Source organism: Enterobacter kobei, assembly GCF_001729765.1.
Lineage (GTDB): Bacteria > Pseudomonadota > Gammaproteobacteria > Enterobacterales > Enterobacteriaceae > Enterobacter > Enterobacter kobei.
Map to the genome: position 1 here is coordinate 3082207 of NZ_CP017181.1, position 23312 is coordinate 3105518.

Annotated in this window: 17 protein-coding genes and 1 riboswitch; of the genes, 13 read left to right on the forward strand and 4 right to left on the reverse strand. The window is 58.5% G+C overall.

The annotated features are described in order from the left end of the window. Window positions 1-9: 9 nt before the first annotated feature. The 9 genes from yegD to yegS all read left to right on the forward strand — a co-directional run bounded on the left by yegD (window position 10) and on the right by yegS (window position 15185). Window positions 10-1362, forward strand: a complete 1353-nt coding sequence (gene yegD / locus BFV64_RS14845) for a molecular chaperone (RefSeq protein WP_023330888.1) — start codon at window positions 10-12, stop codon at window positions 1360-1362. Window positions 1363-1569: 207 nt separating this feature from the next. Beyond that, complete coding sequence (locus BFV64_RS14850) at window positions 1570-2772, forward strand: MdtA/MuxA family multidrug efflux RND transporter periplasmic adaptor subunit (RefSeq protein WP_014884517.1); 1203 nt, start codon at window positions 1570-1572, stop codon at window positions 2770-2772. Continuing rightward, window positions 2772-5894, forward strand: coding sequence for an MdtB/MuxB family multidrug efflux RND transporter permease subunit (locus BFV64_RS14855; protein WP_045135117.1), 3123 nt, complete (start codon window positions 2772-2774; stop codon window positions 5892-5894). The genes BFV64_RS14850 and BFV64_RS14855 overlap by 1 nt, the downstream gene beginning before the upstream one ends. Then, window positions 5895-8972: a multidrug efflux RND transporter permease subunit MdtC gene (gene mdtC / locus BFV64_RS14860; protein ID WP_032636049.1), complete on the forward strand. Its 3078-nt coding sequence runs from the start codon at window positions 5895-5897 to the stop codon at window positions 8970-8972. It abuts the gene before it with no gap. Then, entirely contained in the window at window positions 8973-10388 is a 1416-nt protein-coding gene (gene mdtD / locus BFV64_RS14865) for an MFS transporter (protein ID WP_069602227.1), read from the forward strand. Next, on the forward strand, window positions 10385-11788 hold the full coding sequence (baeS, locus tag BFV64_RS14870) for an envelope stress sensor histidine kinase BaeS (RefSeq protein WP_023330891.1): 1404 nt from the start codon (window positions 10385-10387) through the stop codon (window positions 11786-11788). Before mdtD ends, baeS begins: the two co-directional genes overlap by 4 nt. Beyond that, window positions 11785-12507, forward strand: coding sequence for an envelope stress response regulator BaeR (gene baeR, locus BFV64_RS14875; RefSeq protein ID WP_069602228.1), 723 nt, complete (start codon window positions 11785-11787; stop codon window positions 12505-12507). Before baeS ends, baeR begins: the two co-directional genes overlap by 4 nt. Before the next feature lie 168 nt (window positions 12508-12675). Next, complete coding sequence (gene trhP / locus BFV64_RS14880) at window positions 12676-14037, forward strand: prephenate-dependent tRNA uridine(34) hydroxylase TrhP (RefSeq protein WP_008500866.1); 1362 nt, start codon at window positions 12676-12678, stop codon at window positions 14035-14037. A gap of 248 nt (window positions 14038-14285) precedes the next feature. Then, window positions 14286-15185 carry a lipid kinase YegS gene (yegS, locus tag BFV64_RS14885; protein WP_023330892.1) on the forward strand — a complete coding sequence of 300 codons (900 nt, stop codon included), beginning with the start codon at window positions 14286-14288 and terminating at the stop codon, window positions 15183-15185. A 53-nt stretch (window positions 15186-15238) separates the two neighbouring features. Here the strand turns inward: yegS and fbaB are convergent, their stop codons facing one another. Then, on the reverse strand, window positions 15239-16291 hold the full coding sequence (fbaB, locus tag BFV64_RS14890; RefSeq protein WP_014170857.1) for a class I fructose-bisphosphate aldolase: 1053 nt from the start codon (window positions 16289-16291) through the stop codon (window positions 15239-15241). 250 nt (window positions 16292-16541) lie between these two features. Here fbaB and BFV64_RS14895 point away from each other — a divergent pair, with 250 nt between their 5' ends. Genes BFV64_RS14895 through BFV64_RS14905 form a run of 3 tightly spaced genes read left to right on the forward strand, consistent with a single transcriptional unit; the run spans window position 16542 to window position 19770 of the window. Next, window positions 16542-17819 (forward strand): nucleoside permease, encoded by a 1278-nt coding sequence (locus tag BFV64_RS14895; protein WP_069602229.1) that lies wholly within the window; start codon window positions 16542-16544, stop codon window positions 17817-17819. Further along, entirely contained in the window at window positions 17816-18820 is a 1005-nt protein-coding gene (locus tag BFV64_RS14900; RefSeq protein WP_045135118.1) for an ADP-ribosylglycohydrolase family protein, read from the forward strand. Before BFV64_RS14895 ends, BFV64_RS14900 begins: the two co-directional genes overlap by 4 nt. Beyond that, window positions 18817-19770: a PfkB family carbohydrate kinase gene (locus BFV64_RS14905; protein WP_045135119.1), complete on the forward strand. Its 954-nt coding sequence runs from the start codon at window positions 18817-18819 to the stop codon at window positions 19768-19770. The genes BFV64_RS14900 and BFV64_RS14905 overlap by 4 nt, the downstream gene beginning before the upstream one ends. On the opposite strand, the gene BFV64_RS14910 is transcribed toward BFV64_RS14905, so the two are convergent. Genes BFV64_RS14910 through thiM form a run of 3 tightly spaced genes read right to left on the reverse strand, consistent with a single transcriptional unit; the run spans window position 19744 to window position 22100 of the window. After that, window positions 19744-20490, reverse strand: a complete 747-nt coding sequence (locus BFV64_RS14910; RefSeq protein WP_023330895.1) for a GntR family transcriptional regulator — start codon at window positions 20488-20490, stop codon at window positions 19744-19746. The genes BFV64_RS14905 and BFV64_RS14910 overlap by 27 nt on opposite strands. Window positions 20491-20532: 42 nt before the next feature. Next, window positions 20533-21333 carry a bifunctional hydroxymethylpyrimidine kinase/phosphomethylpyrimidine kinase gene (thiD, locus tag BFV64_RS14915; RefSeq protein ID WP_045135120.1) on the reverse strand — a complete coding sequence of 267 codons (801 nt, stop codon included), beginning with the start codon at window positions 21331-21333 and terminating at the stop codon, window positions 20533-20535. Then, window positions 21330-22100, reverse strand: coding sequence for a hydroxyethylthiazole kinase (thiM, locus tag BFV64_RS14920; RefSeq protein ID WP_045135121.1), 771 nt, complete (start codon window positions 22098-22100; stop codon window positions 21330-21332). The genes thiD and thiM overlap by 4 nt, the downstream gene beginning before the upstream one ends. A 35-nt stretch (window positions 22101-22135) precedes the next feature. After that, a riboswitch (TPP riboswitch) is annotated at window positions 22136-22233 on the reverse strand. 389 nt (window positions 22234-22622) lie between these two features. Between thiM and BFV64_RS14925 the strand changes: the two genes are divergently transcribed. Continuing rightward, window positions 22623-23294, forward strand: coding sequence for an EAL domain-containing protein (locus BFV64_RS14925; RefSeq protein WP_069602230.1), 672 nt, complete (start codon window positions 22623-22625; stop codon window positions 23292-23294). The last annotated feature ends 18 nt before the right edge of the window (window positions 23295-23312 follow it).

Consider the following 23312-nt stretch of genomic DNA (forward strand, 5'->3'; position numbering starts at 1 on the left):
GGATTTATTGTGTTTATCGGATTCGACTACGGTACGGCAAACTGCTCGGTTGCAATAATGCAAAACGGGCAACCACAGCTCCTGAAAATGGAAAAAGAGAGCACGCTGCTGCCGTCAATGCTCTGCGCGCCGACGCGTGAAGCGGTGAGCGAGTGGCTGTTCCGCCACCATCAGGTTCCGGCGACTGCGGCAGAAACTCAGGCGCTGCTGCGCCGGGCAGTGAGCTTTAACCGCGAGGAAGATATCGACGTTACGCCTTCCAGCGTGCAGTTCGGCCTCTCTTCACTCGGGCATTACATTGAAGACCCGGAAGAGGTCTACTTTGTTAAATCGCCAAAATCTTTCCTCGGGGCCAGCGGCCTCAAGCCGCAGCAGGTGGCGGTGTTTGAAGACCTGGTATGCGCCATGATGCTGCATATCCGTCATCAGGCGCAGACGCAGGTCCCCGAGACGATTACCCAGGCCGTGATTGGCCGCCCGATCAACTTCCAGGGGCTGGGCGGCGATGAGGCTAACCAGCAGGCGCAGGGGATCCTTGAGCGCGCGGCGCACCGGGCAGGCTTTCGCGACGTGGTGTTCCAGTATGAGCCAGTTGCGGCGGGGCTGGACTTTGAGGCCACGTTGACGGAAGAAAAACGGGTGCTGGTCGTGGATATCGGCGGGGGTACAACGGACTGCTCGCTGCTGCTGATGGGGCCGCAGTGGCATCACCGCCGCGACCGTGAAAATAGCCTGCTGGGGCACAGCGGCTGCCGCGTGGGCGGTAACGATCTGGATATCGCCCTGGCATTTAAGAGCCTGATGCCGCTGCTCGGCATGGGCGGGCAAACGGAAAAAGGCATCGCCCTGCCGATCCTGCCGTGGTGGAACGCGATTGCCATCAACGACGTCCCGGCGCAGAGTGATTTTTACAGTACCGCCAACGGCCGCTTCCTGAATGACCTGATGCGTGATGCGCAGGACGCCGATAAAGTCGCCCTGCTGTATAAAGTGTGGCGTCAGCGCCTGAGCTACCGCGTGGTACGCACCGCCGAAGAGAGCAAAATTGCCCTTTCAAACCGCGCTGAACATGCGGTGTCCTTGCCATTTATCAGCGACGATCTGGCCACGGCGATTTCACAGGAGGGGCTGGAGACCGCGCTCGCGCAGCCGCTACAGCGCATACTGGAACAGGTGCAACTCGCGCTGGAGAACGGCAAGGAGAAGCCGGACGTCATCTACCTGACCGGCGGAAGCGCCCGTTCACCGCTGATCAAAAAAGCGCTGGCGGAACAGTTGCCGGGTATTCCGGTTGCCGGTGGCGATGACTTTGGCTCCGTTACCGCGGGGCTGGCGCGCTGGGCGCAGGTGATGTTTAGCTAGTGCCGCTGTGCCGGGTGGCGGCTTCGCCTTACCCGGCCCACAAAACCCTCGAACCGTAGGCCGGGTAAGCGAAGCGCCACCCGGCGAAAAAAAGCACCACACTCAGACAATTCCAGACAGTCTTCCATATTTCCTCCATTTTTCCGCTGTGTTGCCTGACTAAACTAGTATCATTCCCCGAAGTATTCAGGATGAGAACGTATAACGATGAAAGGCCGTAATAAATCCCGCTGGGCAATCGCCGCTGGCATCATTGTGGTGGCACTTGCCGCCGCCTGGTACTGGCACAGCCAATCCGCAAACTCTGGCGCCCCCGCCGGTGCCAACAGCGCATCACAGCGCCCGGCAGGTGGCGGCCGTCACGGTATGCGAGGCGGTGCGCTGGCGCCGGTTCAGGCAGCTACGGCGGTGAGTAAAGCCGTTCCGCGTTATCTGACGGGGCTCGGAACCATTACCGCCGCTAACACCGCCACGGTGCGTAGCCGCGTCGATGGTCAGCTCATTGCGATCCACTTCCAGGAAGGTCAGCAGGTTAAGGCCGGTGACTTACTGGCGGAGATCGACCCAAGCCAGTTTAAGGTGGCCCTCGCCCAGGCGCAGGGACAGCTCGCGAAAGACAAAGCCACCCTTGCCAACGCCCGGCGTGATTTAGCGCGCTATCAGCAGCTGGTAAAAACCAATCTGGTCTCCCGCCAGGAGCTGGACACACAGCAGTCGCTGGTCAGCGAAACGCAGGGCACCATCAAAGCCGACGAAGCCGCCGTGGCCAGCGCCCAGTTACAGCTCGACTGGAGCCGCATCACCGCACCGATTGACGGGCGGGTTGGTCTGAAGCAGGTCGATATCGGCAACCAAATCTCCAGCGGAGATACCACGGGCATCGTGGTGATCACCCAGACTCACCCGATTGATTTAGTCTTTACCCTGCCGGAAAGCGACATTGCGACGGTCATTCAGGCGCAAAAAGCCGGGAAAGGCCTGGTGGTGGAAGCCTGGGACCGCACCAATAAACAGAAGCTCAGCGAAGGTAGCCTGCTCAGCCTGGATAACCAGATCGACACCACGACCGGTACCATTAAGCTGAAGGCCCGCTTTAACAACCAGGACGATGCCCTCTTCCCGAACCAGTTCGTCAACGCGCGAATGCTGGTCGCGACCGAAGAGAACGCGGTGGTGATCCCCACCGCCGCGCTGCAGATGGGTAACGAAGGCAACTTTGTCTGGGTACTGAACAGTGAAAACAAAGTCAGTAAGCATCTGGTGAAAACCGGGATTCAGGACAGTCAGACGGTGGTAATCAGCGCCGGGCTTTCCGCTGGCGACCGCGTGGTCACCGACGGTATCGACCGTCTGACTGAAGGGGCGAAAGTGGAAGTGGTTGAACCTGCGAAACAGGGAGCGGCCTCCTGATGCAGGTTATGCCTCCCGTCGCTACAGGTGGGCCGTCACGCCTGTTTATCCTCCGTCCTGTCGCCACCACGCTGCTGATGGTGGCGATCCTGCTGGCGGGGATTATCGGCTACCGCTTCCTGCCCGTCTCGGCGCTGCCGGAAGTGGATTACCCCACCATTCAGGTGGTGACGCTTTATCCCGGCGCCAGCCCGGACGTGGTGACGTCCGCCATCACCGCCCCGCTGGAGCGCCAGTTTGGGCAGATGTCGGGCCTGAAGCAGATGTCCTCCCAAAGCTCCGGCGGGGCCTCTGTCGTGACGCTACAGTTCCAGCTGACGCTGTCACTGGATGTCGCCGAGCAGGAAGTTCAGGCCGCCATCAATGCGGCCACCAACCTGCTGCCGTCGGACCTGCCTAACCCGCCGGTCTACAGCAAAGTAAACCCGGCGGATCCGCCGATCATGACGCTTGCCGTCACCTCCTCCGCCATGCCAATGACGCAGGTGGAAGACATGGTCGAGACCCGCGTGGCGCAAAAGATTTCTCAGGTCTCCGGCGTCGGTCTCGTCACGCTGGCGGGCGGGCAGCGCCCGGCGGTGCGCGTTAAGCTTAATGCGCAGGCGATTGCCGCACTGGGGCTGACCAGTGAAACCATCCGCACCGCCATCAGCAGCGCCAACGTTAATTCGGCAAAAGGCTCGCTGGACGGCCCAACCCGCGCCGTCACGCTCTCTGCCAACGATCAGATGCAGTCCGCGGATGAATACCGTCAGCTGATTATTGCTTACCAGAACGGCGCCCCGGTGCGTCTGGGCGATGTGGCGACGGTGGAGCAAGGGGCGGAGAATAGCTGGCTTGGCGCATGGGCGAACAAGCAGCAGGCGATCGTAATGAACGTCCAGCGCCAGCCGGGCGCCAACATCATCGAAACCGCCGACAGCATTCGCACCATGCTGCCGCAGCTGATCGAAAGCCTGCCGAAGTCGGTCAGCGTGAAGGTGCTTTCCGACCGCACCACGAACATTCGCGCGTCGGTCACCGATACTCAGTTCGAACTGATGCTGGCGATTGCCCTGGTCGTGATGATTATCTACCTGTTCCTGCGCAACGTCCCGGCAACCATTATTCCCGCCGTCGCCGTGCCGCTCTCGCTGGTTGGCACGTTTGCGGTGATGGTGTTCCTCGATTTTTCAATCAACAACCTGACGCTAATGGCGCTCACCATCGCCACCGGCTTCGTGGTGGACGACGCCATCGTGGTTATCGAGAACATCTCGCGCTATATCGAGAAAGGCGAAAAACCGCTGGCGGCGGCGCTGAAAGGGGCGGGTGAGATCGGCTTTACCATTATCTCGCTGACCTTCTCCCTGATTGCCGTGCTGATCCCGCTGCTGTTTATGGGCGATATCGTCGGGCGACTGTTCCGCGAGTTTGCCGTCACGCTGGCGGTGGCCATTTTGATCTCCGCCGTGGTGTCATTGACCCTGACGCCGATGATGTGCGCCCGGATGCTGAGCCACGCGTCCCTGCGCAAGCAAAACCGCTTCTCGCTCGCCTCCGAGCGGATGTTCGAACGGATCATTGCGGCGTATGGTCGCGTGCTGGCCAAAGTGCTGAACCATCCATGGGCCACGCTCGGCGTGGCGCTTGGCACGCTGGCGCTCAGCGTGATGCTGTGGATTTTTATCCCGAAAGGCTTCTTCCCGATTCAGGACAACGGCATTATTCAGGGAACCCTGCAGGCACCGCAGTCGGTCTCCTTCGCCAATATGGCGCAGCGTCAGCAGCAGGTGTCTGAGATCGTCATGAAAGACCCGGCGGTAGAGAGCCTGACGTCCTACGTTGGCGTCGACGGCACCAACCCGTCGCTGAACAGCGCCCGTCTGCAGATCAACCTCAAACCGCTGGATGAGCGTGACGATCGCGTCAATGCCGTTATTGAACGGCTGCAAAGCGCCGTCGCTCGCGTCCCGGGCGTGGAGCTTTATCTGCAACCGATACAGGATTTGACCATTGATACCCAGGTCAGCCGCACGCAGTACCAGTTTACGCTGCAGGCCACCACGCTGGATGCCCTCAGCACCTGGGTGCCGCAGCTGGTCAATAAGCTAAAAACCCTGCCGCAACTTAACGATGTAAGCAGCGACTGGCAGGACAAAGGGCTGGCCGCCTATGTGAACGTCAACCGCGACACGGCAAGCCGTCTCGGCATTACCATGGCGGACGTGGATAACGCCCTGTATAACGCGTTTGGGCAGCGACTGATCTCCACCATCTACACCCAGGCGAATCAATACCGCGTGGTACTGGAGCACAACACGGAAAATACTCCCGGTCTGGCCGGGCTGGATTCGGTGCGCCTGACCAGCAAAGACGGGGGGATTGTGCCGTTAAGCGCTATCGCCACGGTGGAAGAGCGCTATACCCCGCTGTCGATTAACCACCTGGATCAGTTCCCGTCCACCACGATTTCCTTCAACGTGTCGGACAATTATTCGCTCGGCGAAGCGGTGGAGGCGATCCAGGCGGCTGAAAAAGCGCTCAGCTTCCCGTCCGATATTCAGACCCAGTTCCAGGGCAGCACGCTGGCGTTCCAGGCCGCACTGGGCAACACCATCTGGCTGATTGTCGCCGCCGTCGTGGCAATGTACATCGTGCTCGGCGTGCTGTACGAAAGCTTTATCCACCCGATCACCATCCTCTCTACCCTGCCGACGGCAGGCGTGGGGGCGCTGCTGGCATTAATGCTGGCGGGAAGCGAGCTGGACGTGATTGCCATTATCGGCATCATCCTGTTAATTGGGATCGTGAAGAAAAACGCCATCATGATGATCGACTTTGCGCTGGCCGCCGAACGTGAGCAGGGCATGTCGCCGCGTGAGGCCATCTTCCAGGCTTGTCTGCTGCGTTTTCGTCCGATCCTGATGACCACGCTGGCGGCCCTGCTTGGCGCACTGCCGCTGATGCTCAGCACCGGTGTCGGCGCGGAGCTGCGCCGCCCGCTGGGAATAGGCATGGTCGGCGGTCTGCTGGTGAGCCAGGTATTGACCCTGTTCACCACACCGGTGATTTATCTGCTGTTTGACCGTCTGGCGCTGTGGACGAAAAGCCGCTTCCCGAAACGTGAAGAGGAGGCGTAAGTGAAGTTTTTCGCCCTCTTCATTTATCGCCCGGTGGCGACGATATTAATCTCGCTCGCCATCACCCTCTGCGGCGTGCTCGGTTTCCGGCTACTGCCGGTGGCTCCCCTGCCGCAGGTGGATTTCCCGGTGATCATGGTCAGCGCCTCGCTGCCGGGCGCCTCACCGGAAACCATGGCGTCATCCGTCGCCACGCCGCTGGAGCGCTCGCTCGGGCGGATTGCCGGGGTCAACGAGATGACCTCCAGCAGTTCGCTCGGCAGTACGCGCATCATTCTGGAGTTCAGCTTCGACCGGGATATTAACGGCGCAGCGCGCGACGTGCAGGCCGCCATCAACGCCGCGCAAAGCCTGCTGCCGAGCGGGATGCCGAGCCGCCCGACCTACCGCAAGGCCAACCCGTCCGATGCGCCGATCATGATCCTGACGCTGACCTCCGATACCTATTCTCAGGGGCAGCTTTACGACTTTGCGTCCACCCAACTGGCGCAGACGATCTCACAGATTAACGGCGTCGGTGACGTGAGCGTCGGCGGGAGCTCCCTGCCCGCCGTGCGCGTGGGATTAAACCCGCAGGCGCTGTTCAATCAGGGCGTGTCGCTGGACGATGTGAGATCCGCCATCAGCAACGCCAACGTGCGCAAACCGCAAGGGGCGGTTGAGGACAGCAGCCACCGCTGGCAGATCCACACCAACGACGAGCTGAAAACTGCAGCTGAATATCAGCCGTTGATTATTCACTACAACAACGGCGCGGCGGTACGCTTAAGCGATGTCGCCAGCGTGACGGACTCCGTGCAGGACGTACGCAACGCCGGGATGACCAACGCCAAACCGGCTATCCTGCTGATGATTCGTAAGCTGCCGGAAGCGAACATTATTGAGACGGTGAACAGCATTCGCGCCCGCCTCCCGGAGCTGCAGGAGACTATCCCGGCCGCGATCGATCTGCAAATTGCCCAGGATCGTTCCCCGACCATTCGCGCCTCGCTTGAGGAGGTGGAGCAGACGCTGGTGATCTCCGTCGCACTGGTGATCCTGGTGGTATTCCTGTTCCTGCGCTCCGGTCGGGCGACGCTGATCCCGGCGGTGGCCGTGCCGGTGTCGCTTATTGGCACCTTTGCCGCCATGTACCTGTGCGGGTTTAGCCTCAATAACCTGTCGCTGATGGCCCTGACCATTGCGACGGGTTTTGTGGTGGATGACGCTATCGTGGTGCTGGAGAACATTTCCCGCCATCTGGAAGCGGGCGTGAAGCCGCTTCAGGCCGCACTGCAGGGGACGCGCGAGGTGGGCTTTACGGTGCTCTCCATGAGCCTGTCCCTGGTGGCGGTGTTCCTGCCGCTGCTGCTGATGGGCGGCCTGCCGGGTCGGCTGTTGCGGGAGTTTGCCGTCACGCTTTCGGTCGCCATCGGCATCTCGCTGCTGATTTCGCTGACGCTCACGCCGATGATGTGCGGGTGGATGCTCAAGCGCAGCAAGCCGCACTCCCAGCCGCGTCGCAAAGGCTTTGGCCGTTTCCTGATGGCGATGCAGGAAGGCTATGGCAAATCGCTGAAGTGGGTGCTCAACCATACCCGGCTTGTCGGCCTGGTGCTCATCGGCACCATTGTGCTCAACGTCTGGATGTATATCACCATCCCGAAAACCTTCTTCCCGGAGCAAGATACCGGCGTGCTGATGGGCGGCATTCAGGCGGACCAGAGCATTTCGTTCCAGGCGATGCGCGGCAAGCTGCAGGACTTTATGAAGATCATTCGTGAAGACAACGCCGTGGATAACGTCACCGGCTTTACCGGCGGATCGCGCGTCAACAGCGGGATGATGTTTATCACCCTCAAACCGCGCAGCGAGCGCAATGAAACCGCCCAGCAGGTGATCGACCGCCTGCGGGTCAAGCTCGCCAAAGAGCCGGGGGCCAACCTGTTTTTGATGGCCGTTCAGGATATCCGCGTCGGCGGGCGTCAGGCTAACGCCAGCTATCAGTACACGCTGCTCTCGGATGATTTGGCCGCCCTGCGCGAGTGGGAACCGAAGATCCGCAAGGCGCTGGCCGCCCTTCCAGAGCTGGCGGACGTGAACTCCGATCAGCAGGACAACGGCGCCGAGATGGCCCTGACCTACGACCGCGAAACCATGTCGCGGCTGGGCATCAACGTTGAGGCCGCCAACAGCCTGCTAAACAACGCCTTCGGCCAGCGCGAGATCTCGACCATCTACCAGCCGATGAACCAGTACAAGGTGGTGATGGAGGTGGATCCGCGTTATACACAGGACATCAGCGCCCTGGACAAAATGTTTGTGATTAACAACGACGGCAAGGCGATACCGCTCTCCTACTTTGCCAGCTGGCAGCCAGCCAACGCGCCGCTGTCGGTAAACCACCAGGGGCTGTCAGCGGCGTCGACCATCTCCTTCAACCTCCCCGCCGGTTCGTCGCTTTCCGAAGCCAGCGATGCGATCAACCGTGCGATGACGCAGCTCGGCGTGCCGTCCACCGTGCGCGGCAGTTTTGCCGGCACCGCGCAGGTGTTCCAGGAGACGATGAACTCGCAGGTGATTTTGATTCTGGCCGCCATCGCCACGGTCTACATTGTGCTGGGTATCCTGTATGAGAGCTACGTTCACCCGCTGACTATTCTCTCGACGCTACCCTCCGCGGGCGTGGGGGCACTGCTGGCGCTTGAGCTGTTTGGTGCGCCATTCAGCCTTATCGCGCTCATCGGGATCATGCTATTGATCGGTATTGTGAAGAAAAACGCGATTATGATGGTCGACTTCGCGCTGGACGCCCAGCGTAATGGCAATCTCTCCCCGGAAGAGGCGATCTTCCAGGCGTGCCTGCTGCGTTTTCGTCCGATCATGATGACCACCCTGGCGGCACTGTTTGGTGCGTTGCCGCTGGTTGTCTCGGGCGGCGACGGGTCTGAACTGCGCCAGCCGCTGGGGATCACCATTGTCGGCGGCCTGGTGATGAGCCAGCTGCTGACGCTGTACACCACGCCGGTGGTCTATCTGTTCTTCGATCGCCTGCGGCTGCGTTTTTCGCGTAAAAACAGATCCACGGTGACCGAGTAAATGACCGACCTCCCCGCTAACGTTCGCTGGCAGTTATGGATAGTCGCCTTCGGCTTCTTTATGCAGTCGCTGGACACGACCATCGTCAATACTGCCCTCCCCTCCATGGCGAAAAGCCTGGGGGAGAGCCCGCTGCATATGCATATGGTGATTGTCGCCTACGTGCTGACGGTTGCCGTCATGCTGCCTGCCAGAGGCTGGCTGGCGGACAAAGTGGGCGTGCGAAATATCTTCTTTACCGCCATCGTGCTGTTCACCACCGGCTCGCTGTTTTGCGCTCAGGCCAGTACCCTCGACCAGCTGGTCATGGCGCGCGTGCTGCAGGGCGTTGGCGGGGCGATGATGGTGCCCGTCGGGCGGTTAACGGTGATGAAGATTGTCCCGCGCGAGCAGTACATGGCGGCGATGACCTTTGTCACCCTGCCCGGCCAGGTGGGGCCGCTGCTGGGCCCGGCGCTGGGCGGGATGCTGGTGGAATACGCCTCGTGGCACTGGATTTTCTTAATCAACCTGCCGGTGGGCATCATCGGCGCGATTGCCACCCTGGCGCTGATGCCGAACTACACAATGCAGACGCGTCGCTTCGATTTCTTCGGTTTCATTCTGCTGGCAGCGGGCATGGCCACGCTCACCCTGGCGCTCGACGGACAAAAGGGGCTGGGGATCTCTTCCCTCATGCTCGGTGTTCTGGTCGCCCTCGGCATCACCGCGATTCTGTGGTACCTGTGGCATGCCAGAGGAAACGATCGGGCCTTGTTCAGCCTGAATTTGTTTAAAAACCCGACCTACCGTCTGGGACTGCTGGGAAGTTTTGCCGGACGTATTGGCAGCGGCATGTTGCCGTTCATGACCCCCGTTTTTCTGCAAATCGGGATGGGATTTTCACCGTTTCACGCGGGCCTGATGATGATCCCGATGGTGCTCGGCAGCATGGGCATGAAGCGCATCGTAGTGCAGGTGGTGAACCGCTTTGGCTATCGTCACGTGCTGGTGGCCGCCACGCTGGGGCTGGCGCTGGTCAGCCTGCTGTTCATGGCCGTGGCGTTAATGGGCTGGTTCTACGTTCTGCCGCTGGTCCTGTTCTGCCAGGGGATCATCAACTCCATGCGTTTCTCGTCGATGAATACCCTGACGCTGAAAGATCTGCCGGACGAACTGGCGAGCAGCGGCAACAGCCTGCTGTCGATGATCATGCAGCTCTCCATGAGCGTGGGGGTGACGATCGCCGGACTGCTGCTCGGCATGTACGGCCAGCACCATCTCAGCGTCGATACGCCGGTGGCGCATCAGATCTTTTTATATACGTATCTCAGCATGGCGGTCATCATCGCCCTGCCCGCATTCATCTTCGCCAGAGTGCCGGATGATACCAGCAAGAACGTCGTGATTAGGCGCGGCAAAAGGAGTGGCTCATGAAATTCTGGCGACCGGGAATTACCGGCAAGCTCTTTGTGGCGATCTTCGCCACCTGTATCGTCCTGCTGATCACCATGCACTGGGCCGTGCGGGTCAGCTTTGAGCGCGGTTTTATTGATTACATTAAGCACGGCAACGAGCAGCGTCTGCAGGGCTTAAGCGATGCGCTGGGCGAGCAGTACGCCCAGCACGGCAACTGGCGTTTTCTGCGCAACAATGACCGATTTATTTTCCAGATCCTGCGCTCGCTAGAGCACGATACCGGGGACGATCGTCCCGGCCCGGGCATGCCGCCGCACGGCTGGCGCACCCAGTTTTGGGTCATTGACCAGGAGATGCGCACGCTGGTTGGCCCGCGCGCACCGATTCCGCCGGACGGTACCCGGCGGGCGATTAAGGTCAATAACGCCACCGTCGGCTGGGTTATCGCCTCCCCGGTGGAGCGCCTGACGCGCAACACCGACATCAACTTTGACCGCCAGCAGCGCCGGACCAGTTGGCTGATTGTCGCCCTCTCCACCCTGCTCGCCGCGCTCGCCACCTTCCCGCTGGCGCGCGGTCTGCTCGCCCCGGTAAAGCGGCTGGTGGAAGGGACGCACAAGCTGGCCGCCGGGGATTTCACCACCCGCGTCGATACCCGTAGCCAGGACGAACTCGGCCGGCTGGCGCAGGACTTTAACCAGCTCGCCAGCACGCTGGAGAAAAACCAGCAGATGCGACGCGACTTTATGGCCGATATTTCTCACGAACTGCGCACGCCGCTGGCGGTCCTGCGCGGCGAGCTGGAAGCCATTCAGGACGGCGTGCGTCAGTTTACGCCTGAATCGGTGGCCTCTTTGCAGGCGGAAGTGGGCACACTCACCAAGCTGGTGGATGACCTCCATCAGCTCTCTATGTCCGACGAAGGTGCACTGGCCTACCAGAAGGCGCCGGTTGATGTGATTAACGTGCTTGAAGTTGCCAGCGGCGCCTTCCGGGAACGGTTTGCCAGCCGCAACCTGAAGATAGATCTCTCCCTGCCGGACAGCGCGGTGGTGTTTGGCGACAAAGACCGTCTGATGCAGCTCTTCAATAATCTGCTGGAAAACAGCCTGCGCTATACCGACAGCGGCGGCGGGCTGCATATCTCCGGCAGACAGGAAAACGGGCGCTTTGCCCTCACCTTCGCCGATTCCGCTCCAGGGGTGCAGGATGCGCAGCTGGACAAGCTGTTCGAACGTTTTTACCGGACCGAAGGCTCCCGCAACCGCGCCAGCGGCGGATCCGGCCTGGGGCTGGCGATTTGCGTTAACATCGTCGAGGCGCATAATGGAACGATCCGCGCCGCCCATTCGCCTTTTGGCGGGGTTAGCATTACAGTAGAGTTACCTCTGGAACGGGATTTATCGAGAGAAGCATGACCGAGTTACCGATTGACGAAAACACGCCACGTATTTTGATTGTCGAAGACGAACCCAAGCTGGGGCAACTGCTGATCGACTATTTACGCGCGGCCAGCTATTCCCCGTCACTGATAAGCCACGGCGACCAGGTATTGGCGTACGTGCGCCAGACGCCGCCGGACCTGATCCTGCTGGACCTGATGCTACCCGGTACCGATGGCCTGACCCTGTGCCGGGAAATTCGTCGCTTCTCCGACGTGCCGATCGTCATGGTCACCGCCAAAATTGAAGAGATTGACCGCCTGCTGGGCCTCGAAATCGGCGCGGACGATTACATCTGTAAACCCTACAGCCCGCGTGAAGTGGTCGCCCGGGTGAAAACCATTCTGCGCCGCTGCAAACCGCAGCGCGAACTACAGGTGCTGGATGCACAAAGCCCGCTGATTGTCGACGAAAGCCGTTTCCAGGCAAGCTGGCGCAGTAAGCTGCTGGACCTGACGCCTGCCGAATTCCGCCTGCTGAAAACCCTCTCTCATGAGCCCGGGAAGGTATTTTCCCGAGAACAGCTGCTGAACCATCTGTACGATGATTACCGCGTGGTGACTGACCGCACCATCGACAGCCACATCAAAAACCTGCGCCGCAAGCTGGAGGCGCTGGACGCCGAGCAGTCGTTTATCCGCGCGGTGTACGGCGTGGGGTACCGCTGGGAAGCGGATGCGTGCAGGATAGCCTAGTCAGCCGCGGGTCAACGTAAGCCGGGTAAGGCGAAGCCGCCACCCGGCACAATCACTTTACCTCCCTGCCCCTCAGCGCTACAATGCCCGCCCTTAAAGTGGGGGATCTCCCCTTACCGCTGCACCTGGTGCATGCGGATCTGACCTGTCATCAGAACGAGAACAAACATGTTTAAACCGGAACTCCTTTCCCCGGCGGGAACGCTGCAAAATATGCGTTACGCTTTCGCCTATGGTGCCGACGCCGTTTACGCGGGCCAGCCTCGCTACTCGCTGCGCGTGCGTAACAACGAATTCAACCACGAGAACCTGCAGCTCGGCATCAACGAAGCGCATGCCCTTGGCAAAAAATTCTACGTGGTGGTCAACATCGCGCCGCACAACGCCAAGCTGAAGACGTTCATCCGTGACCTGAAGCCGGTGGTGGATATGGGGCCGGACGCGCTGATCATGTCGGACCCGGGTTTAATCATGCTGGTTCGGGAGAACTTCCCGGAGATGGATATTCACCTCTCGGTACAGGCTAACGCCGTCAACTGGGCGACGGTGAAGTTCTGGAAGCAGATGGGGCTGACCCGCGTTATCCTGTCTCGCGAATTGTCCCTTGAAGAGATCGAAGAGATCCGCACTCAGGTGCCGGATATGGAGATCGAAATCTTCGTTCACGGCGCGCTGTGCATGGCCTACTCCGGCCGCTGCCTGCTTTCCGGCTATATCAACAAGCGCGACCCGAACCAGGGTACCTGCACCAACGCCTGCCGCTGGGAATACAACGTCCAGGAAGGCAAAGAGGATGACATCGGCAACATTGTCCACAAACATGAGCCGATCCCGGTGACCAACGTTGAGCCGACGCTGGGCATCGGCGCACCAACCGACAGCGTGTTTATGATTGAAGAAGCCAAACGTCCGGGCGAGTACATGACCGCCTTTGAAGACGAACACGGCACCTACATCATGAACTCGAAAGATCTGCGCGCTATCGCCCACGTTGAACGCCTGACCCAGATGGGTGTGCACTCCCTCAAGATCGAAGGCCGCACCAAATCCTACTACTACTGCGCGCGTACCGCGCAGGTCTACCGCAAGGCCATCGACGATGCGGCAGCCGGTAAACCGTTCGATACCAGCCTGCTGGAAACCCTGGAGGGTCTGGCGCACCGCGGCTATACCGAAGGCTTCCTGCGTCGTCACACTCACGATGACTACCAGAACTATGAGCACGGCTACTCCGTTTCCGAGCGTCAGCAGTTTGTCGGTGACTTCACCGGCGAGCGTAAGGGCGCACTGGCGGCCGTGGCGGTGAAAAATAAGTTCACCAAAGGCGACAGCCTGGAGCTGATGACCCCGCAGGGCAATATGAACTTCACGCTGGAGCATCTGGAAAACGGTAAAGGCGAAGCGATTGAGGTTGCCCCGGGTGACGGTCATACCGTCTGGCTGCCGGTTCCGGAAGAGGTGGAGCTGAAATTCGCGCTGCTGATGCGTAATTTCAACGGTGAAAGCACCCGAAACCCACACGGTAAATAGTTAATCAGGGGAATTTTTTCACGGTGGGATAATTCTTAGAATCGGATCACATACCGCTTCGTTCAATACGGGTATTATCCCCCCGCTGAAAAACATAACCCATAAATGCTAGCTGTACCAGGAACCACCTCCTTAGCCTGCGTAATCTCCCTTACGCGGGCTTATTTTTTGCCTTTCATCCTGTTCTTACCCGCTTTTTGCCGCTCTGCTATACACTCTTACTAACGCTAAAAAAGGGAGCAGCGCGGATGGCAACCTATCCAGACAGTTTATTGATTCTCAATGGCAAAAGTGCAGGCAACGATCTGTTGCGTCAGGCAATTCAGGGGTTGCGTGACGATGGCGCACGTATCCACGTGCGGGTAACCTGGGAAAAGGGCGACGCGGCACGCTATATCCATGAAGGCTTAACGTTAGGCGTCAGCACTATTATTTCCGGCGGCGGCGACGGCACCATCAATGAGATCGCCTCTGCGCTTATCGACCTTCCCCCGGCTGACCGCCCGGTGATGGGCATCTTACCGCTCGGCACCGCCAATGATTTCGCCACCAGCGCCGGGATCCCGGAAGATTTAGAGAAAGCACTCCAGCTGGCCATCCTTGGCAAAGCCACCGCGGTAGATATTGCCCAGGTGAATGACAAAACCTGCTTTATTAATATGGCGACGGGCGGATTTGGCACGCGCATCACCAGCGAAACGCCGGAAAAGCTGAAGGCGGCGCTGGGCGGCGTGTCTTATCTGATCCACGGTCTGATGCGCATGGATACCCTTAAGCCAGACCGCTGCGAAATTCATGGCGAGGATTTTCACTGGCAGGGAGATGCGCTGGTGATTGGGATTGGCAATGGCCGTCAGGCAGGCGGCGGACAGCAGCTCTGCCCGGAGGCGCTGATCAATGACGGCCAGCTCCAGCTGCGAATTTTCACAGGTGACGGCCTGCTGCCCGCGCTGTTTACCACGCTGACGCAGCCCGAAGAGAGCCCGAATATTATTGCCGGGAAATCGGCATGGTTTGAGGTGAATGCCCCGCACGGGATGACCTTTAATCTCGACGGCGAACCGCTGAGCGGGACGCAGTTCCGCATTGAGGTATTGCCCGGCGCGCTGCAGTGCAGATTGCCGCCGGACTGTGTGCTTTTGCGCTGATTGTATTGCCGGGTGGCGGCTACGCCTTACCCGGCCTACGTTTCGTCCTCAGATCAGGCAATCGTTACTTTGCTGTCCAGATAGACGTCCTGAACCGCATTGATCAGCTTCACGCCGTCGGCCATCGATTTCTTAAACGCCTTACGGCCCAGGATCAGCCCCATGCCGCCCGCGCGTTTGTTAATAACCGCTGTACGCACCGCATCTGACAGGTCAGTGTCGCCCCCTGCAGCCCCGCCGGAGTTGATCAGCCCCGCGCGGCCCATATAGCAGTTCGCCAGCTGGTAGCGCACCAGGTCGATTGGGTTTTCGCTGGTCAGCTTGCTGTAGACGCGATCGTCGGTATAGCCGAAGTTGACCGCTTTATAGCCACCGTTATTCTCGGCCATTTTCTGCTTCACAATATCCGCGCCGATGGTCGCGGCCAGATGGTTCGCCTGCCCGGTCAGGTCAGCGGAGACGTGGTAATCTACCCCGTCTTTTTTGAACGCTGAGTTACGCAGGTACGCCCACAGCACGGTGACCATACCCAGCTCGTGCGCACGCTCAAACGCCGCAGAGATCTCTTCAATCTGACGGCGGGACTGTTCAGAGCCAAAGTAAATCGTCGCGCCAACGGCCACCGCCCCCATATTGAACGCCTGCTCGACGCTGGCGTAGAGGGTCTGGTCATATTCGGTTGGGTAGCTGAGGGTTTCGTTGTGGTTCAACTTCACGAGGAACGGAATGCGGTGGGCATAGCGACGCGAGACGGAGGCCAGCACGCCGTAGGTGGACGCCACGCAGTTACAGCCCGCTTCTATCGCCAGTTCAACGATGTTCTTCGGATCGAAATAGAGCGGATTCGCGGCAAAGGAGGCACCCGCCGAGTGTTCAACGCCCTGGTCTACCGGCAGAATAGAGAGATAGCCGGTGCCACCCAGTCGTCCGGTGTTATAGAGCGTTTGCATATTTCGCAGAACCGCTGGCGGACGGTTGTTATCCACCATCACCCGGTCAACATAGTCATGACCAGGCAGGTAAAGCTGGTCGGCTGGAATGGTCATACAACGATGCTGTAAAAGGCTGTCGGCGTCTTTGCCAAGCAACTGCGCAATATCAGTCATGTGATACTCCCGTAAATCCGACATCGTGTCGGTGTGTGTTTATCCCGTCCCATTTTTTATGGGCAGACTAAGCCTGGTACCGACTTAACCGATTTTCCACCCTTTGCATTTTTTTTCAGCACAATCTGCTGGCTCGATTCGTGTACAACAAAACTGTTACATTGATCAAACAATCGCCACAAAGGTATTTAAAAGGTATTATTGAGTGGTATGTTAAAGGCGTACCCTCACTGACATGCAGGATTAAAAAATGAAAACGAAAGTCCAACTGTCATTCATGATGTTCGTTGAATGGTTTATCTGGGGCGCCTGGTTTGTGCCATTGTGGCTGTGGCTGAGTAAAAGCGGGTTTACCGCCGGGGAAATCGGCTGGTCTTATGCCTGTACCGCCATTGCCGCTATTCTCTCGCCTATTCTGGTCGGCTCGCTGACGGACCGCTTCTTCGCCGCCCAGAAAGTGCTGGCGGTACTGATGTTTGCCGGTGCCATTCTGATGTACTTCGCCGCGCAGCAAACCCAGTTCAGCACCTTCTTCCCGCTGCTGCTGGCTTACTCCCTGACCTATATGCCCACCATCGCACTGACCAACAGTATCGCCTTCGCCAACGTGGGCGATGTCGAGGCCGATTTCCCGCGCATCCGCGTGATGGGAACGATCGGCTGGATCGCCTCCGGGCTGGCGTGCGGGTTCCTGCCGCAAATGCTGGGCTATAGCGACATCTCGGATACCAATATTCCGCTGCTGATGACGGCAGCCAGCTCCGCCCTGCTCGGTGTCTTTGCCCTGTTCCTGCCAGACACGCCGCCGAAGAGTACCGGCAAGCTGGATTTCAAAGTGATGCTGGGGCTGGATGCCCTTATCCTGCTGCGTGATAAAAACTTTCTGGTGTTCTTCTTCTGCTCATTTTTATTCGCCATGCCGCTGGCCTTCTATTACATCTTCGCCAACGGCTATCTCACCGAAGTGGGAATGAAAAACGCCACCGGCTGGATGACGCTCGGTCAGTTCTCCGAAATCTTCTTTATGCTGGCCCTGCCGTTCTTCACCAAACGCTTTGGTATTAAGAAGGTCTTACTGCTGGGTCTGATTACGGCCGCCATTCGCTATGGATTCTTAGTTTACGGCGGCGCGGAACAGTACTTCACCTATGCCCTGCTGTTCCTCGGTATTCTGCTGCATGGCGTGAGCTACGACTTCTACTACGTTACCGCGTATATCTACGTGGATAAAAAAGCGCCGGTGCATATGCGCACCGCCGCGCAAGGCCTGATTACGCTGTGCTGCCAAGGTTTTGGTAGCCTGCTGGGTTACCGCCTGGGCGGCGTGATGATGGAAAAAATGTTCGCCTACAAAGAGCCGGTGAATGGGCTGACCTTCAACTGGGCCGGAATGTGGACATTCGGTGGGATCATGATTGCCGTGATCGCCGTGCTGTTTATGCTGTTTTTCCGCGAATCGGACAAAGAGATCACTGCAATTGAGGTGGTTGATGGCGATGCCGCGCTGACACAAGGGGAAGTTAAATGAAGCAAGAACGTATTCTCGGCGCCCTTTACGGGCAGGCGTTAGGCGATGCGATGGGCATGCCGTCGGAGCTGTGGCCGAGAAAGCGCGTTAAGGCGCACTTCGGCTGGATTGACCGCTTTTTACCCGGCCCGGCGGAGAATAATGCGGCCTGCTATTTCAAACAGGCAGAGTTCACCGACGATACCTCAATGGCGCTGTGCCTGGCGAATGCGATTATCGAATGCGACGGGCAGATTGATGCGGATGTTATCGGCAAACATATCCTGAACTGGGCGCTCGATTTCGACGCGTTTAATAAGAACGTGCTCGGCCCGACGTCGAAAATCGCGCTCAACGCGATCCGTGACGGGAAACCGGTCAGCGAACTGGAAAACAACGGCGTGACCAACGGGGCGGCGATGCGAGCCTCCCCGCTGGGCTGCCTGCTCCCGGCCACGCGTCTGGAACATTTTGTGGAGCAGGTGGCGCTGGCCTCCAGCCCGACCCATAAATCGGATCTTGCCATCGCCGGTGCGGTGGTGGTTGCCTGGGCGGTTTCCCGCGCCATCGACGGCGAACGCTGGCAGAACATCGTCGATGCCCTGCCGGGTATCGCCCGCTATGCGCAGGAGGCGAAAACGACCACCTTCAGCGCATCGCTGGCAGCGCGTATTGAGCTGGCACTTAAGACCGTGCGGGAAGCTAACGGCATCGACTCCGCCAGCGAGCAGATTTATCAGCTCACGGGCGCGGGAACCAGCACCATCGAATCCGTTCCGGCGGCCATTGCGATGGTCGAACTGGCGGGAACCGACCCGAACCGCTGCGCGGTCCTGTGCGCCAACCTGGGCGGCGACACCGACACCATTGGCGCGATGGCAACGGCCATCTGCGGGGCGTTGCATGGTGTGCAGGCGATTGATCCGGCGCTCAAGGCCGAGCTCGACGCCGTCAACCAGCTCGATTTCGGCCACTATTGCGAAAAACTGCTGCACTACCGGGAGCAAAGGGAGGGCGTATGAACTCGTTTGCCCGACGTCTCGAAACCTTGTATGCCACACGCCCGGTGACGGTGCTGGGCGCGGCGGTGATTGATGTCATCGCCGACGCCTACGCCCTGCCCTGGCGCGGGTGCGATATCGAGCTTAAACAGCAGGGTGTGAATATCGGCGGCTGCGCGCTGAACATTGCCATCGCCCTGAAACGACTCGGCATTGCGGCACAAAACGCCCTTCCCGTCGGCCACGGCGTGTGGGCGGATATTATCCGCAACGCGATGGCAAAACAGGATTTGCACAGCGCCGTGGAGGCCGAAACCGGCGACAACGGCTGGTGCCTGGCGCTGGTAGAGCCTGACGGCGAGCGCACCTTTATGTCGTTTAGCGGGGTGGAGAACCAGTGGCAACCGGGCTGGCTTGATACGCTGTCTGTACCATCACACAGCCTGGTTTATTTGTCCGGATATCAGCTGGCCTCACCGTGCGGTGAGCTGCTGACGAGCTGGCTGGAAGGGTTACAGGAGGTGACGGCATTGATCGATTTCGGCCCGCGCATCGGGGATATTCCAGACCCCCTTATGGCGCGGATTATGGCCTGCAGGCCGATCGTGTCGCTTAATCGTCAGGAGGCAGAAATTGCGGCAGAAAGACTGGGGGTGAAGCCTGAAAACCTCGGCGTGGCATGGCAGCGGCGTTTCGGCGCCGCGCTGATTGTCCGTCATGATAAAGACGGCGCGGCCTGGTATGACGGTGACGCTTCAGGCGTTGTTCCGGCGTTTCCGGCCACGGTCGTGGATACCATTGGCGCAGGCGACAGCCATGCGGGCGGCACGCTCGCCGGGCTGGCGGCAGGATGGTCACTGGCAGATGCCATTCTGTTGGGGAATGCCGTGGCGTCCTGGGTGGTCAGCCACCGCGGCGGTGATTGCGCCCCCACTCGCGAGGAACTACTCCTCGCACACAAAGACGTATAGATCGCTACGACAGTAGCTGATGCTGTACTCAATCGGCCGGTGTTGCTGGTCAAGCGCAACCTGCTTGATCACCAGCACAGGTATTTTTTCGTCCATCTTGATGTGCGCCTGAAACTCGCTGTCCGGCATACGGGCGCTCACCCGTGAACGGGTACGCTGCGGGAAAATATTCTGACTGCGGAAGTAATCGTACAGCGAAATACCAATCGCATCCGGATCGGGAATTAACCCGACCGGCACCCAGGACTCTTCAATCGACACCGCGTCGTCGTCAACATAGCGAATGCGTTTCAGCATGAACACCTCGCTTTCAGGCTCAAGCGACAGCTGGCTGGCTACCTCTTCCGGGCATTTTACCACCCGTTTATTGACCCACAGCGTGTTGGGCGTTTTACCGCGCAGCACCACCTGCTGAGAAAAACCGCGCGCCTCTTTCAGCGAATATTCGAAGATGTTGTGGATTTGCGTTCCGTAACCACGGGCACGTGTTACAACACCCTCGGCTTCCAGCGCCTGCATCGCTTTGCGCACGGTGATGCGCGACACGCCGGTTAACTGGCTGAGATCGCGTTCGCCGGGCAGAATATTCCCGTGCTCCAGCACCCCGCTGCGCACCGCGTTTTTTACCGTTTCGGCAAATTTCAGGTACAGCGGTGTGTTATCGGCCGCGGCGATCCGTTCATTCAGTTGAGCGATTAATCGGGTATGCGCTTGTTCCATCTCTGTTTTCTCAGACGTGGTGTTTCCTGCCAGTATACTGGCTTACCACCATGCATGAAAATGATGAACCGGCCCAATACCGTGACCGACTTCCAGAGTATCGGCTTTTGCCAGCGCCGCCGAGAGCCAGATCTTCGCTTCGCGTACCGTATCGGCCCAGTTGTCATGCCGTGGACGCAGCGCCGCCAGCGCGGCAGAGAGCGTACAGCCAGTGCCGTGGGTATTTTTGGTCTGTACGCGCGGGGCGGTAAAACGCACTTCCCCCTCGCGGGTAAAGAGCCAGTCAGGGCTTTCAGCAACATCCAGGTGCCCACCTTTCATCAGCACTGCGCCAGCCCCCATCGCCAGCAGCGCGTTTCCCTGCGCTTTCATTTCACGTTCAGTTTGCGCATGCGATGTGCCTAACAGCGCGGCGGCCTCCGGCAGATTAGGGGTAATGAGCGCCACCTGCGGCAGCAATTTCCGGCGCAACGTCTCAACCGCGGAAGCGGAAAGCAGCGGATCGCCACTTTTTGCCAGCATCACGGTGTCCAGCACCACGTTTTGCACCTGATAACGCTTCAGTCGTTCTGCCACCGCTTCAACAATGTCCGTTTCGGCCAGCATGCCGATTTTGGTGGTATCAATGCGCACGTCGCTGAACACCGAATCAAGCTGCGCGGCAACAAAATCCGGTTCGATTCGGTAAACCGACTGCACGCCGCGCGTATTTTGCGCCACCAGCGCGGTAATCACTGAACAGCCGTACGCGCCGAGGGCCGAGAAGGTTTTCAGGTCAGCCTGGATACCCGCGCCGCCGCTGGGGTCGGTACCGGCAATGGTCAGGGCGTTAATCCGTTTCATGCCTGCTCCTCCAGCGTATAGAGCGCATCAAGGAACCCGCTGGCAAAACTGCCTGGCCCGCGAGCGTGCGCAACGGCAACCGTTCCGGCACGCTTCATCCATCCGCAGGCGGCGGCAACGTTATCCAGCCTGTCGCCCGGCAGCGAACAGCAGGCCGCGACGACGGCGGAGAGCGCACAGCCCGTACCCACTACGCGGGTCATCAGCGGGTCGCCGCCCGCAACCGTTCGGGTGCGCTGTCCGTCAGTGATGTAATCTATTTCCCCCGTCACCGCCACAATGGCATTGGTCTGACGGGCCAGCGCCTGTGCAGCTGGCACCGCGCTGACCGCGGTATCGGTGGTATCAACGCCGCGCCCACCGGCGCTCATTCCGGCAAGAGCAAGGATTTCGGAGGCATTGCCGCGAATGGCGGCCGGTTTAAGGGCAAGAATTTGGTGGCAAAAGCGGGTGCGGAACGCCAGCGCGCCCACGGCCACCGGGTCCAGCGTCCAGGGCTTTCCTGCCGCCACCGCGCTTTCAATCGCCCGACGCATCGACTGGGCGCGTGGCGAGGTCAACGTGCCGACGTTTATCAGCAGGGCATCGGCAATCCCGGCAAACTGTTCAGCTTCTTCGGCCTCAATCACCATCGCAGGGGATGCGCCAAGCGCCAGCAACACGTTAGCCGTGAAGGTCTGTACGACATCGTTGGTCATGCAATGGGTAAGCGGAGAACGGGTACGGAAATGATGTAAAACGTGTAAATCGAGCAGGTCAGGCTGCATGGGTTCGCTCCTGCCTTGCGTGAAGAAGCGATGACCGGTGAGGCATCTGACTTCCCTACGCTGGCATTATCCAGATCAGGTAATACGGGTATTTCTCAGCCTTCAACGAAGAAGGGCACCCCGAGTCAAATAAAAAAATCAAAAGCTTGCGATTAACGTCCCGTTAATCCCTGTTCTGGATCATGCCAGCGGGAAGCCTAAGACTCAACCATAAAAAATGCTCTGTGTCCTAGTTTGTGTCCCACGTTGTGTCCCACATTGAAACGACAAAAAGGCCGGGTTTCCCCAGCCTCGTTTAGTTGTGATCTTTCGTCGTTTTCGAACCCGTAGATATGAATGTGATGAAAAAGACCTGCTCTTGTTTCTCAACACAAGATTAATCTTAAAAATAAATTGTCATTATATTTCAAAAAGATACGCTTATCGATTTTATCGATCATTATTTGATTATTGATCGTTATTATTGATCAATAATTTTTAAAGGTGCATTATCAGTCAGTTATCACTCAACTGGAACGTAACATGCACTCTGAATTCATTGCTGAACCCATCATGAACCTTGAAGGTAAGCTGTTAGGAGTCGAACTTCTTACGCGGTTTGTCTCAGAGTCCAAACGACCCCTTCACCCAGCGTTTGTCATTTCAGGATGGGATTTCGATCAGAAACGCCTTTTTCTCTACAAACAGTTTGGGGTCATAGCCAGTAAGCAGGACTGGTTCGAGCATAACGGTTTGTTCTGCTCTCTCAACATTGATTACGATATGGCGACACTTTTAAGACATGACGGTTTGTTACAGCTAACTGTCAGTTCCATGCCGTTTATCAAACTTGAAATTTCAGAAGAATTTCCTGGTCTTGAGCAAGGGCTTAAAAGCCCGATTCTGAAATCACTATGTCAGGGTGTTAACTCACTGTGGCTGGATGACCTGGGAGCCGGAAATGCAAATGTTGCCAGCCTGCTTGAGGGTTACTTCGAAGTGGCGAAGATTGACCGTCATTTCTTCAATGAGCAAATTGATAAACCCACATTTCCCTTGTTGATAAAAAACATAAAGCGATACTGCGATAAGATAGTGGTGGAAGGCGTAGAAAGCAGACAGTATCTCGACCTTCTACAGGAGGTTGGTATTTGGGGAGTTCAAGGATACCTTTTCAAATCAGTCCCGTTTCACAAGGTTAAAAAATTGCTATAAAAAAGCCGGGATTAACCC

Coding starts and splice junctions, on each gene's coding strand:
- mdtD (WP_069602227.1), top strand. CDS start 8,973: ATGACCGACCTCCCCGCTAACGTTCGCTGGCAGTTATGGATAGTCGCC.
- BFV64_RS14905 (WP_045135119.1), top strand. CDS start 18,817: ATGAACTCGTTTGCCCGACGTCTCGAAACCTTGTATGCCACACGCCCG.
- BFV64_RS14895 (WP_069602229.1), top strand. CDS start 16,542: ATGAAAACGAAAGTCCAACTGTCATTCATGATGTTCGTTGAATGGTTT.
- baeR (WP_069602228.1), top strand. CDS start 11,785: ATGACCGAGTTACCGATTGACGAAAACACGCCACGTATTTTGATTGTC.
- BFV64_RS14900 (WP_045135118.1), top strand. CDS start 17,816: ATGAAGCAAGAACGTATTCTCGGCGCCCTTTACGGGCAGGCGTTAGGC.
- yegS (WP_023330892.1), top strand. CDS start 14,286: ATGGCAACCTATCCAGACAGTTTATTGATTCTCAATGGCAAAAGTGCA.
- BFV64_RS14925 (WP_069602230.1), top strand. CDS start 22,623: ATGCACTCTGAATTCATTGCTGAACCCATCATGAACCTTGAAGGTAAG.
- BFV64_RS14855 (WP_045135117.1), top strand. CDS start 2,772: ATGCAGGTTATGCCTCCCGTCGCTACAGGTGGGCCGTCACGCCTGTTT.
- BFV64_RS14850 (WP_014884517.1), top strand. CDS start 1,570: ATGAAAGGCCGTAATAAATCCCGCTGGGCAATCGCCGCTGGCATCATT.
- BFV64_RS14910 (WP_023330895.1), bottom strand. CDS start 20,490: ATGGAACAAGCGCATACCCGATTAATCGCTCAACTGAATGAACGGATC.
- baeS (WP_023330891.1), top strand. CDS start 10,385: ATGAAATTCTGGCGACCGGGAATTACCGGCAAGCTCTTTGTGGCGATC.
- thiD (WP_045135120.1), bottom strand. CDS start 21,333: ATGAAACGGATTAACGCCCTGACCATTGCCGGTACCGACCCCAGCGGC.
- thiM (WP_045135121.1), bottom strand. CDS start 22,100: ATGCAGCCTGACCTGCTCGATTTACACGTTTTACATCATTTCCGTACC.
- trhP (WP_008500866.1), top strand. CDS start 12,676: ATGTTTAAACCGGAACTCCTTTCCCCGGCGGGAACGCTGCAAAATATG.
- fbaB (WP_014170857.1), bottom strand. CDS start 16,291: ATGACTGATATTGCGCAGTTGCTTGGCAAAGACGCCGACAGCCTTTTA.